13 protein-coding genes are annotated in these 12,441 nt (G+C 71.7%); 5 read left to right on the forward strand and 8 right to left on the reverse strand.

Going from position 1 to position 12,441, the window contains the following annotated elements:
- The first annotated feature begins 343 nt into the window (after positions 1-343).
- From ACFP3V_RS16770 to ACFP3V_RS16790, 5 genes are all read left to right on the forward strand, one after another.
- A complete protein-coding gene (locus ACFP3V_RS16770; RefSeq protein WP_380584141.1) occupies positions 344-2,029 on the forward strand; it encodes an ABC transporter substrate-binding protein in 1,686 nt (561 codons plus the stop codon).
- A 45-nt stretch (positions 2,030-2,074) separates the two neighbouring features.
- Entirely contained in the window at positions 2,075-3,058 is a 984-nt protein-coding gene (locus ACFP3V_RS16775; RefSeq protein WP_380584143.1) for an ABC transporter permease, read from the forward strand.
- Positions 3,055-3,993, forward strand: coding sequence for a carbohydrate ABC transporter permease (locus ACFP3V_RS16780; RefSeq protein WP_380584145.1), 939 nt, complete (start codon positions 3,055-3,057; stop codon positions 3,991-3,993). The genes ACFP3V_RS16775 and ACFP3V_RS16780 overlap by 4 nt, the downstream gene beginning before the upstream one ends.
- A gap of 85 nt (positions 3,994-4,078) precedes the next feature.
- A complete protein-coding gene (locus tag ACFP3V_RS16785; RefSeq protein ID WP_380584147.1) occupies positions 4,079-5,089 on the forward strand; it encodes a LacI family DNA-binding transcriptional regulator in 1,011 nt (336 codons plus the stop codon).
- Between the two features lie 32 nt (positions 5,090-5,121).
- The gene (locus tag ACFP3V_RS16790) at positions 5,122-7,113 is read left to right on the forward strand and encodes a beta-galactosidase (protein ID WP_380584149.1); all 1,992 of its coding nucleotides are present in this window, start codon (positions 5,122-5,124) and stop codon (positions 7,111-7,113) included.
- A 257-nt stretch (positions 7,114-7,370) separates the two neighbouring features.
- On the opposite strand, the gene ACFP3V_RS16795 is transcribed toward ACFP3V_RS16790, so the two are convergent.
- The 8 genes from ACFP3V_RS16795 to ACFP3V_RS16830 form a co-directional block, all read right to left on the reverse strand.
- On the reverse strand, positions 7,371-8,222 hold the full coding sequence (locus ACFP3V_RS16795) for a SigB/SigF/SigG family RNA polymerase sigma factor (protein WP_380584151.1): 852 nt from the start codon (positions 8,220-8,222) through the stop codon (positions 7,371-7,373).
- Positions 8,223-8,305: 83 nt separating this feature from the next.
- Positions 8,306-10,168: a complex I subunit 5 family protein gene (locus tag ACFP3V_RS16800; RefSeq protein WP_380584153.1), complete on the reverse strand. Its 1,863-nt coding sequence runs from the start codon at positions 10,166-10,168 to the stop codon at positions 8,306-8,308.
- Between the two features lie 18 nt (positions 10,169-10,186).
- Positions 10,187-10,531: a sodium:proton antiporter gene (locus tag ACFP3V_RS16805; RefSeq protein WP_380584210.1), complete on the reverse strand. Its 345-nt coding sequence runs from the start codon at positions 10,529-10,531 to the stop codon at positions 10,187-10,189.
- 19 nt (positions 10,532-10,550) lie between these two features.
- The gene (locus tag ACFP3V_RS16810) at positions 10,551-11,294 is read right to left on the reverse strand and encodes an MnhB domain-containing protein (protein WP_380584155.1); all 744 of its coding nucleotides are present in this window, start codon (positions 11,292-11,294) and stop codon (positions 10,551-10,553) included.
- Positions 11,291-11,536 carry a Na(+)/H(+) antiporter subunit B gene (locus ACFP3V_RS16815; RefSeq protein WP_380584157.1) on the reverse strand — a complete coding sequence of 82 codons (246 nt, stop codon included), beginning with the start codon at positions 11,534-11,536 and terminating at the stop codon, positions 11,291-11,293. The genes ACFP3V_RS16810 and ACFP3V_RS16815 overlap by 4 nt, the downstream gene beginning before the upstream one ends.
- A 1-nt stretch (position 11,537) precedes the next feature.
- Positions 11,538-11,846 carry a monovalent cation/H(+) antiporter subunit G gene (locus tag ACFP3V_RS16820; RefSeq protein ID WP_380584159.1) on the reverse strand — a complete coding sequence of 103 codons (309 nt, stop codon included), beginning with the start codon at positions 11,844-11,846 and terminating at the stop codon, positions 11,538-11,540.
- Entirely contained in the window at positions 11,843-12,124 is a 282-nt protein-coding gene (locus ACFP3V_RS16825; RefSeq protein ID WP_380584161.1) for a monovalent cation/H+ antiporter complex subunit F, read from the reverse strand. Before ACFP3V_RS16825 ends, ACFP3V_RS16820 begins: the two co-directional genes overlap by 4 nt.
- A partial coding sequence (locus ACFP3V_RS16830) for a hypothetical protein (protein WP_380584163.1) occupies positions 12,121-12,441 on the reverse strand: 321 nt, incomplete at its 5' end. The genes ACFP3V_RS16830 and ACFP3V_RS16825, both read right to left, overlap by 4 nt.

Raw genomic sequence — 12,441 nt, forward strand, 5'->3', positions numbered from 1 at the left:
CGTGGCGGCAGCAGTGCTCACAGAGGAAGTCCCTTGCAGAGTGCGTCAGTTGCGGCAGGTGCGGCGAGGACCGGGCGCGGCTCGGAACGGCGGCTGCCCGGTGAAGCGATTCGACGCTGGCATGCCCGGCAAGGGCCTGTCAACCGACTGGACGTCTCGGAATCGTTATTTGTTCAGGCACTTGTCGAAGGCGAAACCCCCCGCTAATCTCGCCGCAACATCGAAGCGCTTCGACGGTTCGACGGGGCCTTCGCCTCGTTCATCGACGGGCTTCGACTCTCTCCGCGCACGCACCCTCACTGCACGCTCGTCACGGAACCTCAAAGGCGAAGGGCCGCCCACCATGAGCATCGCAATGAACCGCAGAGCCTTCGTGAACGGCGCAGTCGCCGTGGCCGGGGCCGCCGCTCTCTCTCCCGTGCTCGCCGCGTGCGGCAGCGGGAGCAGCCAGAGCAAGGGCGGCACGAACACCAAGAAGGGCGCAGCCGCCGCTCTGCCGGACTACGTGCCGAGCACCTCGGTCACCCCGGACATCCCCTCGGCCACCGGCGCCGCCGGCGCGATCACCGACCCGGGCTTCCTGAAGTACCCGACGAACCCCGCCAAGTCGGTTAGCGGGGTCCCCGGCTCGGGCGGCACGTACACGACGGTGACGCCGCTCTGGGGGACCACCCCGCCCGCCAACAACGCCTTCTACCAGGCGATGAACAAGGCCCTCGGCGCCACGCTCACCATGCAGCCGGCCAACGGGGTCACCTACAACACCGCCATCCCCAACCTCACCGCCGCCAAGAAGCTGCCGGACTGGGTCCAGCTGCCCGGCTGGTGGAACCCGAACTTCAACCTGGGCGGACTCGTCGGCACCCAGCTCGCGGACCTGACCCCGCACCTGGCCGGCGACAAGATCAAGCAGTACCCGAACCTCGCGGCCCTCCCCACCGGCGCCTGGCAGGCCGCCATGTGGGAGGACAAGATCTACGGCATCCCGACCTTCTCCAGCGGGTTCGCGCTGCCGGGCCAGTACTTCTACCGCGCGGACGTCTTCCAGGCCAAGGGCATCAACCCCGACGACGTGAAGTCCGCCGACGCCCTCATGGCCCTGGGCAAGGAGCTCACCAGTGCCAACTCCGGCGTCTGGGCCTTCGACGACGTGTGGCAGTACACGGCGCAGATCTTCAACTACGCCGACAAGTTCGCCATCGTGGACGGCAAGCTGACCTACAAGTACGAGCAGCAGGAGTTCCTCGAGGCGCTCAACTGGTGCTACAAGCTGGCGAAGTCGGGCTACATGCACCCGGACGCGCTGGCCGGCAACAACAACGACGCCAAGACCCGCTTCTACGCCGGCAAGGTCCTCATCACCGCCGACGGCCAGGGCGCCTGGAACGAGGCGGACGCCCAGGCGGGCATCGCGGCCAGCAAGGGCTACCGTCGCGGCTCCTTCAAGCCGTTCTCCGCCGACGGCAAGGCCACCCCGGCGCTCTTCCTCAGCTCCTCGGCCGGCATGTTCAGCTACCTGAACATCAAGCTGAAGCCGAGCCAGATCGAGGAGTGCCTGCGCATCGCCAACTTCATCGCCGCGCCGTTCGGTTCGCAGGAGTACACCCTCGTCAACTTCGGTGTCGAAGGGGTGCACTACACCATGGGCGCCAACGGCCCGAGCTACACCAAGCAGGGCCAGGCCGAGGTCCAGCAGCAGACCTACCCGTTCCTCGCCACGCCGGTCAACGTCATCAACAACCCGGACTTCCCGGACGTGACCAAGGACCGCTGCGCCTGGCTGGCCGAGGCCGCCAAGTACGCCTACAAGCCGGTGTTCTGGAACATGAACATCACGCTGCCCCAGCGCTTCACCACCGCGCTCGCCGCCCAGGCCGTCGAGGACACCATCAAGGACGTCTACCACGGCATCAAGCCGGTCAGCGCCTTCCAGGACGCCGTCAGCACCTGGAAGAACAGCGGCGGCGGCGACGCGATGGTCAGGTGGTACGACTCCGAGGTCCTGCAGAAGTACGGCACCGGGCAGTAAGCGGCACGGGTCCGAGCCGGCCCGGAACGACAAGGAGGAGAACCCGTGGCCTCGACGACGAGCGTCGCCACCGACACGAAGACCGAGCCGGGGAAGGCCGCCGCGCCCGCGCGGGCGAAACGGCTGAACTGGCGGATCCGGCTGCGCCGGGACAAGTCGCTGATCCTGATGACCCTGCCCGCCATCGCGCTGCTGCTGGTCTTCAACTACCTCCCGCTGTTCGGCACCGTCACCGCCTTCGAGTACTACGACCCGCTGGTCGGCGTGCTCCACAGCGACTGGGCCGGCTTCGACAACTTCCGCTCCCTGTTCGGGGATCCGCTGTTCTGGCACGCGCTGCTGAACACGCTCTACATCAGCGCGGTGCAGCTGGTGCTGTTCTTCCCGATCCCGATCGCGCTCGCGCTGCTGCTCAACTCCGTGCTCAGCCCGCGTATCCGGTCGATGATCCAGGCGATCACCTTCCTGCCGCACTTCTTCTCCTGGGTGCTGGTGATCACCCTGTTCCAGCAGATGCTCGGCGGCGCCGGACTGCTCAACACCTTCCTGCGCCAGCACGACATCGGCACCTGGGACGTGATGACCAACCCGCACACCTTCGCGCTGCTGGTCACCTCGCAGGTGGTCTGGAAGGACGCCGGCTGGGGCATCATCGTCTTCCTGGCCGCGCTCGCCGCCATCGACCAGAACCTCTACGAGGCCGCCGCGGTGGACGGCGCCGGGCGCTGGCGGCGGATGTGGCACATCACCCTGCCCGGCATGCGCAGCGTCATCGTGCTGATGCTCGTGCTGCGGCTGGGCAACGCGCTCACCGTGGGCTTCGAGCAGATGCTGATCCAACGCAACGCGGTGGGCCACGACGCGGCGGACGTGCTCGACACCTTCGCCTTCTACTACGGCATCGGCACCAACAACTACGGTTACGGCGCCGCGGCCGGCATCTTCAAGAGCGTCATCTCGCTGCTCCTGATCTGGGGGGCCAACAAGCTGGCGCACCGCTTCGGCGAGGACGGACTGTACCGAGGATGAGCAACGCACTTCTCACCGTTCCCCGGCGCCGCAACAGCCGGCGCCCCGTCTGGGAGGAGCAGCCGTCGGTCGCCGGCGAGACCGGCAAGGGGCTCGCGCTGACCTTCGTGGTGCTGCTGATCCTCTTCCCCGTCTACACGGTGGTGCTGACCAGCATCTCCACCCCGGGCGCCATCAACCGCGCGGGCGGCCTGGTGATCTTCCCCGACGGCATCACCTTCGAGGCCTACACCACGATGCTGACCGGCGGCCCCGTCCGCCAGGCCCTGCTGGTCACCCTCGGCATCACCCTGGTCGGCACGGTCATCTCGATGGTGGTCTCGGTGCTCTGCGCCTACGGGCTGTCCCGGGCCCGCTCGCTCGGCCACCGTTTCCTGCTGATGATCCTGGTGATCACGATGTTCGTCAGCGGCGGGCTGATCCCGAGCTTCCTGGTGGTCACCGAGCTCGGCGGCTTCGGCCAGTACTGGGCGCTGATCCTGCCCAGCGCGGTCTCCGTCTTCAACATCCTGGTGCTGCGCTCCTTCTACTCCGGGACCGCCGCCGAGCTGATCGAGGCCGCGCGCCTCGACGGGGCCAACGAGTGGCGCATCCTGTGGTCCGTGGTGCTGCCCACCTCACGCGCCGTCACCGCCGTGATCACGCTGTTCTACGCCGTCGGCTACTGGAACACCTTCTTCAACGTGATGCTCTACATGCCGACGCAGAGCGAGAAGTGGCCGCTGCAGTACGTGCTCTACGAGTACGTCAACCTCGGGATGAACATGCCGGGGCAGGTCAACTCCGGCTACGGCGTGGCCGGCCACTCGCAGACCGCGCCGCTGTCGCTGCAGATGGCGGTGGTGGTGCTGACCCTGGTGCCGATCGCGGTGGTCTTCCCCTTCATGCAGAAGCACTTCGCCAAGGGCGTCCTCACCGGCGCCATCAAGGGCTGACCGGGCGTCAGGGCCCCTAACCTGAGCAGCACACCGTGCACAGCCGTGCACAGCGCACAGCACAGAGCAGAGAGGGATCACCGGCATGGTGACACTGGCCGAGGTGGCCAAGGCCGCGGGCGTCTCCCCGAGCACGGTCAGCTACGTGCTCAGCGGCAAGCGCTCCATCTCGGAGCCCACGCGCCAGCGCGTGGAGGAGGCCATCAACGAGCTGGGCTACCACCCCAACGCTGGCGCCCGGGCGCTGGCGGGCAAGCGGTCGCACATCATCGCGCTGGTGGTGCCGCTGCGCACCGACGTGTACGTGCCGATCATGATGGAGATCGCCATCTCGGTGACCATGGCGGCCCGTCAGTTCGGTTACGACGTGCTGCTGATCACCAACGACGAGGGCCCGGACGGCGTCCGGCGCGTCGCCCGCAGCGGGCTCGCGGACGGGGTGATCCTGATGGACGTGCAGCTCGACGACCCGCGGATCGCCGTGCTGCGGGAGACCGGCACCCAGGCCGCGCTCATCGGCCTGCCCCGCGACGCGCGCGGACTGGCCTGCGTGGACCACGACTTCGCCCGCGCCGGCGCCCTCTGCGCCGAGCACCTGGCCGGCCTCGGACACCGGGAGGTCGCCTTCATCGGCTACTCCCCGGCGGTCTACCAACGCCATTCCGGCTACGCGGAGCGCACCCTGACCGGCTTCCAGGAGGCCGCCCAGGAACTCGGACTGCGGGTGCTGCACCGCCCCTGCGAGGGCACCTACGAGTCCACCGCCGGGGCACTGTCGCGGATCCTCGCGGACCGGCCGGGGACCACCGGCTTCGTGGTGCAGAACGAGGGCGCCATCGGCCCGCTGCTCTCCCTGCTGCGGACCTCCGGCCGGGTGGTCCCCGAGGACGCCTCGGTGGTGGCGCTCTGCCCCGAGCCGCTGGCCGACCAGTTCTCGCCGCGGCTCACCGCGGTCACCGGGCCGGCCCGGGAACTGGGCACCCGGGCCGTGGAGTTGGTGATGTCGCGGCTGGACGGGCGGCCCACCGACGAGGTCACCCTGCTCACGCCGGTGCTCACCCCCCGGGAGAGCTCCGGCCCGGCTCCGGTCACGTGAGCGCGAGTCAACTCGGGGACAAGGAGAGTGGGATGACGACGCGACGGCTGACCGGGCGCCTCGGCGGCCTGGCCTTCGGCGGCGACTACAACCCGGAGCAGTGGGACCCGGACGTCTGGAAGGAGGACGACCTGCTGATGCGGCGGGCCCGGGTGAACCTGGCCACCGTGGGCGTGTTCTCCTGGGCGCTGCTCGAACCGGAGGAGGGCCGCTACGCGTTCGACTGGCTGGACCAGCAGTTGGAGCGGCTGCACGCCAACGGCGTGGCCGTGGACCTGGCCACGCCCACGGCCTCACCGCCGCCCTGGTTCACCCTGGCCCACCCCGACGCACTGCCGGTGACCGAGCAGGGCGTCCGGCTGGTCCACGGCAGCCGGGACACCTACTGCCTCGCCGCCCCCGCCTACCGCGAGGCGTCGCGCCGGATCGCCGCCGCGCTCGCCCAGCGCTACGGCGCCCACCCGGGCGTGGCCATGTGGCACGTCCACAACGAGTACGCGACGGTGTGCGTCTGCGACCACGCGGCGGCGGGCTTCCGCCGGTGGCTCGGCGAACGGTACGGCACCCTGGACGCGCTCAACTCGGCCTGGGGGACGGCGTTCTGGAGCCAGCGCTACGGCAGCTGGGAGCAGGTCCTGCCGCCCAGGGCCACCCAGTGGCACCGGAACCCCGCCCAGGTGCTGGACTTCCGCCGGTACTGGTCGGACGAGGCGCTGGCCGCCTACCGCGAGCAGCGCGACGAGATCCGGGCGCGCAGCGACCGCCCGGTGACGACGAACCTGATGCTGCCCGGCTACCAGAACCTGGACCTGTGGGCCTGGGGCCGGGAGGTCGACGTCGTGGGCATCGACCACTACCCCGACGCGCCGGGCATCGACGCCGCGGCGGACACCGCCTTCGGCGGCGACCGGGCCCGCTCCTTCGGCGGCGGCCGGCCGTGGCTGCTGATCGAGCAGGGCACCTCGACGGTGTACGCGGGCGACCGCACCCTGCCCAAGCAGCCCGGTGAGCTGCTGCGCCACTCGCTCCAGCACCTGGCGCACGGGTCGGACGGGGTGCTGTTCTTCCAGTGGCGGCAGTCGCAGGCGGGCGCCGAGATCTGGCACTCGGCGATGGTCCCGCACGCCGGACCGGAGTCCCGGATCTTCCGGGAGGTGGTCGAGCTGGGGGAGACCGTCGCCCGGCTGGGCGAGCTGGCCGGGTCCCGGGTGACCGCGGAGGTCGCGGTGCTGCACGACTCCGACTCCTGGTGGGGCCTGGACAGCCAGGGCCTCCCGTCGTCGCGGCTCGACTACCACGGCGGCCTCCGCCGGGCCCACCGGGCCCTGTGGGACGCGGGCGTGACGGTCGACTTCGCGCATCCGGCGGCCGACCTGACGGGGTATCGGGTGGTGCTGGCCCCGGCACTGCATGTCCTGTCGGACCGGGCGGCCGAGAACCTGCGGGCGTACGTCGAGAGCGGCGGGACGCTGCTGGTGCAGTACTTCAGCGGGGTGGTGGACGAGCACTACCGCGCCCACCTGGGCGGCTACCCGGCCGCGGCGCTGCGGCAGGCGCTGGGCATCCGCGTCTTCGAACACCGGCCCCTGGAGGAGGGGGAGGTGCTGGTCCTGTCGGACGGATCGGGCGCGGGTGGGTGGAGCGAGTACCTGGAGCCGGGACCGGCGGAGCCGGTGGCCTCGTACCCGGACGGACGGCCGGCGCTGACGCGGTGCGGGTACGGGGCGGGCGTGGGCTGGTACCTCTCGACCGAGCTGGACGATGCGGGGTATGCGGCGCTGATCCGCAGGGTCCTCGCGGAGGCGGGGGTCGAGCCCGTCCTGCCCGATCTGCCCGAGGGCGCGGAGGCCGTGGTGCGGGAGGGTGAGGACGGCACCCGCTGGCTCTTCCTCCTCAACCACGGCGACACCCCCTGGCACCCCCAGGTCACCGGCCACGACCTCCTCACCGACCGCCCCACCCCCGCCTCTGGTCCGACCCTCCCCCCGGGAGCCTGCGCCATCCTCCGCAACCGGCCCTCGTGACGGGCGTTGGACGACGGACGTTGGCGGCCGGATCGGGTGCCCGGTAAACGCACCGACGTCCGGTGTCCCGCGATCCCGGCCGGACGGGAGGCGCCGTCGGCACCCGGCTGACCGCCGGGGTGAAGCGCGCCGTGCGCGCGCGGGCTGATGCCACGGCGTTCGGCCGGTCCTGGCGTCGGTGCGGGCCTGCGCCCCGGCGCGGGCTCTTCGGCCGGGGGCGCGTGTGGGCGCGCCGCAGGCGGGAGGGTGGGGCGGGGTCAGTCCTCTGTGAGGAGTTGGGCGCGGAGGGTGCCGAGCGCTCGCGCGAGGAGGCGGCTGACGTGCATCTGGGAGATGCCCAGGCGTTCGCCGATCTGGGCCTGGGTCAGCTCCTCCACGAAGCGCAGCGACAGGATCGTCCGGGACCGTTCCGGCAGTTCCGCGATCAGAGGCTTGAGGGATTCCGCGCACTCGATGTAGTCGAGCGCGGGCTCGTCGTAGCCCAGACGGCGGGCCAGGGGGCCCTCGACCTCCTCGCTGTCCGCCGCGGAGTCCAGCGTGCCGCTGGTGTACGCGTTCGCGGCCTGCTGGCCCTCGATGACCTCCGCGTCCGTCAGGCCCAGCCGTTCGGCCAGCTCGGCCACCGTGGGTTCGCGGCCGTGCAGCTGCTCGAGTTCGTCCGTCGCGCGCAGCAGATCCAGGCGCAACTCCTGGAGCCGGCGCGGGACTTGGACGGACCAGCTGGTGTCGCGGAAGAAGCGCTTGATCTCCCCGACGATGGTCGGCATCGCGAAGGAGGCGAACTCCACGCCCCGCTCGGGGTCGAATCTGTCGATCGCCTTGATCAGGCCGATCATGCCGACCTGGACCACGTCCTCGACGGGCTCGCTGCGGCTGCGGAAGCGGCGCGCCGCGAACCGCACCAGGGCGCCGTTCAGCTCGACCAGCGTGTTGCGGACGTAGGAGTACTCGATCGTCCCCTCCTCCAGCCCGCGCAGCCGTTCGAAGAGGACGGCCGACAGCGACCGCGCATCCAGCTTGCTGACCGTGCGCGGATCGGGGATCTCGGGCAGGTCGGACAGGCTCGCCGGCGGGGGCGGGAGTGGGAGCGCCTCGTGGACTCGGGTCATGCGGTCCTCCTGGGGGTAGACCATTCGGACGCCTTGTGGTCGGCATACCCCGTACCCGGAGCAACATGCAGCCCGGGTGTCTCTCATGCCCCGCGGGAACCGAGCATGCCGAAGGCTGCCAGCAGGACCGCCAGCCCCACCAGCAACCACACAACGTAGTCGCCCAGGCGCCCAGAGTGTAGACGGCGCACGGAGAGCACCGAGCGCCGGATCAGGCGCGCGGTCTGCCGGGCGGCCGGGGCGCGCAGTTCGAACGCCGGGGCGCGGAGCGCTGCCGCCGCGAAGGCGAGGGCCAGCAGCACCGAGCAGATGCCGAGCAGCACCCCTGCTGCGGTCCAGGAGGACTCCGGAACCGACAGCGTCGGGTGGACGGCGGGCAGGCTCAACGCCTCGGCGCGGTAGCCGGGGGCGTCGACGAACACGCCGGCCGCGGCGGCGATCGCCCGGGCCGGGACCAGGCCGACGGCCAGGCAGGCCGCCAGCAGCGCCGCCGGTACGGCGGTCAGCGGGCGCGGCAGCCGCCGCCCGGGCTCGCGGACCTCGGGCTGCTCGCCCTCCCCGCGGGTCTCGGGGACGTCCGGGTGCTCGACGGGGCGCAGGCCCGCGCCCCGGAACACCCGCAGGCCCGCGCGCAGCACGGCACCGCCGGTGACGGCCGACACCAGCACGAACAGACCGGGCAGCCAGGCCAGTTGCCGGCCCGCCGCGTCCTCGGCCAAACCCTTGCCGAGCCCGGTGCCGAAGGGCGGCAGCCCGGCCAGGGCCAGCCCGCCGATCGCGAACAGGACGGCGGGCAGCCGGAGTTCGCGCGCCCGCCCGAACAGGTCGTGCTCGTCCACCGAGCCGTAGCGGTCCAGCAGCACGCCGACGAGGCCGAAGAGCGCCGCCTTGACCAGCGCGTGGCCGGTCAGGTAGACGGCGGTCCCGGCCAGCGCCGCCGTGTCCAGCAGTGCGACCCCGGTCAGGAAGAGGCCGACATGGGCGATCGTCGAGAAGGCCAGCAGGCGCTTGAGGTGGCGCTGCTGCCAGCACATCAGCGCCCCGAGCAGGGCGGTGAGCACACCCAGGCCCAGCATCACGTCCCGGAAGGAGGAGGCCGGCACGCCGCCGGGGCCGGAGAAGACCACCCAGTAGATCCGGGCCACCCCGTACAGCCCCAACTCCACCATCACGCCCGACAGCAGCATGCAGACCGGTGTCGGTGCGACCGCGTGGGCGTCCGGGAGCCAGAAGTGGAACGGGGCCGTCGCCGCCTTCGTCAGCGGGCCGGCCAGTACCAGCACGAAGGCGCAGACCACCAGCGCGTCCGGCTTGCGGCCGTCGAGCGCCCGGCCGATCTGCGCGAAGCCCAACTGCCCGGTGCGCCCGTAGAGCAGCCCGATGCCGAGCAGGGAGCAGTACGCGGCAAGGGAGTTGACCACACCGAAGGTCAGCGCGCCGTGCAGCGGCCGCGGGTCCTCGATGCGGTAGCCGGTCAGCGCGTAGGCCACGGCACCCATCAACTCGAAGAAGACGAAGGCGTCGAACAGGTCGCCGGTGAGCGCGAAGCCGACCATGCCCGCCTCGAAGATCAGCAGCAGCGCGGGGAACACGCCGCCGTGCTCGGCCTCGGGCTGCTCCTCGAAGTAGTGCCAGGAGTAGGCGACGGCGGCCAGCACCAGCACCGCCGTCAGCAGTGCGATCCCGATGCCGAGCCGGTCGCCGACCAGGACGATGCCGACGCTCTGCCCGTGCGAGGGCCGCCAGCCGCCCTGCCAGTCCACCGTGCGGCCGTCGCCGGTGCGGGCGAACAGCACGGCCAGCAGCACGAGTTCGGCGGCCGCGCAGACGCCGGTGAACACGTCCCGGCCGACCCGCGGCAGGATCCGGCCGGCGACGGCCAGCACGGCTCCCGCGAGCAGCGGGAGGGCGACCGCCAGGGGAAGCAGTTCCGGGGGCGCGCTCACAGGCGTACCTGCTCGCCCTCAGCCGCGCAGCGCGGTCAGCTCGTGCGGGTCCACCGTTCCGTAGCGTTTGGCCAGTTGCACGACCAGGGCCAGCAGCAGGGCGGTCACCGTCGCGCCCACCACGACGTCGGTGAGGGCGAGGGCCTGGACCACGGGATCCACCACGGGCGTGTGCACCGAGGTGTCGCTGAAGACCGGCGCGGTCGCTCCACGCCGGTAGCCGACGGCCAGCAGCAGCACGTAGGTCGAGGACTGGGTCACCGCCAGGCAACCCACGGCGTGCACCAGGTTGCGGCTGGTGGCCAGGCCGTACATGCCGCACAACAGGATCCATCCGGCCACCAGGAACGGCAGTTGACCCATCATCACAAGCCTCCAGCGGTCAGGCGGTCTCGTCGGTGTCGGGGGCGACCTCGACGGCCTGCTCCAGGAAGTGCGCCAGCACCACGATCAGGCCGCTGGCCACCTCGGCGCCGACGACCGCGTTGAACAGCGGCACCAGGCCGGAGGAGGCGAGGTCGCGGAACTGGCCCAGCGGCAGGATGTTGCTGAGGAAGGACGCGCCGACCGCCAGTCCGGCCAGGCCGAGCACGGTGAAGCAGCCGGCGGCCACGGCGTCCGCCGCGTCCAGCAGGGCCATCGGCCGCACCCGCTTGAGGACCCGGTAGTCGGCGGCGACGTAGGAGAGGTGCAGGCCGGTCGCGGCGACCGCGCCGCCCTGGAAGCCGCCGCCGGGGCTCAACGCCCCGTGGGCCACCAGGTAGCCGCCGACCAGCAGGGTGACCGGCAGCAGCACGGTGCCCAGCAGCCGGGTGCTGGGCATCACGGGGGCAGGGCGCGGGCGGTGCTCCTGTTCCCCCCGGGCCAGCCGCAGCAGCAGCACCGCGCCCAGGACGGAGGCGAACAGGATCGACTCCTCGCCCAGGGTGTCCAGGGCGCGCTGGTCGAAGTTGACGGAGGAGACGCTGTTGGAGGTGCGCTGCTTCAATGCGGCCGACACCGCGCGGGCGCCGTAGGGGTGGGAGCTGGTCCCGAAGTGCGGCAGTTGCAGCGCGGCCGCGGTGAGCCAGCCGGCCAGCACCAGGGCGGCCAGCCCGAACAGCCAGAGCCGGACCCGCTGGCTCACCGCTGCCTCCCGCGACCGCGCACCGCCCGGATCGCCAGCAGGATCAGCAGGGGCGTCAGCGCGGTGCCGACGCCGAGTTGGGAGAGTCCGACGTCGGGTGCCTGCAGCGCGGTGAACAGCAGCGCCAGGGAGATCCCGAGCAGGGCCAGGACCACGGCCTGGCGCACCGGGTCGCGGGCCAGCACGGCGGCCGTGGCGCAGGCGGCGGTCATCAGCAGGACGGCGAGGATGATCCAGTCCATGTCAGTGTTCCACCTCCTCGGGTCCGTCGGGGTCGAGCAGGGCGGTGACGCGCCCCAGCGCGCTGGTGGTGACGGCGCCCCCAGCGGCGATGAGCACGCCGGTGAAGAGCAGCTTGACCGCGGCCCGGCCCGGTCCCGTGTCCACCGCGAGGGCGAGCACCACGAGCGGAGCGCCCAGCGAGGAGGCGGGGGCGAGGGCGTGCAGGCGGTCGTAGACGTCACGCAGCAGGAGCAGTCCGGCCGCGGACAGGAGCAGTGCGGCGCAGCCCGGCACCAGCAGCACCAGGGCGGCCAGGTGACGTGCCGTCATGTGCCGCGCCTCCGTTCGACGCCGGGGCGCTCGCCGGCGAGCAGCCGGGTGAAGACCAGCGTGCCGGCGGGGGAGAGGACGGCGAGGACCAGCGCGAGGTCGCCGTAGGAGCTGCGGGTGAGCCCCTGCGCGAGCAGCAGGAACACCACCGCCGTCACCGTCGCGGCGAGCGCGACGCCCGGGAGGCGGTACTCCGGCGGCCCGTAGAGCGTCCGCACCAGGCAGGGCAGCAGTCCGCCGACCGTCAGGACAAGGGCGGCGATCAGCCAGGCGTTCACGGCCGCACCTGCCGGGACGTCAGCACCCTTTCCAGCGCGCCGCCTTCGGCGCCGGGAAGGGTGTGCACCAGCATCCGGTTGCGCCGGGAGGTGAGGGTGTAGCTGCCCGGGGTGGCCGACATCGCGAGCGCGGCCCACGCCAGACCGGTGTCGCGGTGGAGCTCCAACTCGCGGAAGCCGCCGCGGCGGCCGGGCCGGAAGAGGGCGGCGACGAGCCGGCCGGTGTCGGTGAGCAGGCTCCACGGCCAGGCCCAGAGCGCGGCGAGGGCGCCGCGTCCGCCGCCCGTCCGGGCACCGCCGATACGGCGGACGGGGGG

Source organism: Streptacidiphilus monticola (assembly GCF_042658505.1).
GTDB classification, from domain to species: domain Bacteria; phylum Actinomycetota; class Actinomycetes; order Streptomycetales; family Streptomycetaceae; genus Streptacidiphilus; species Streptacidiphilus monticola.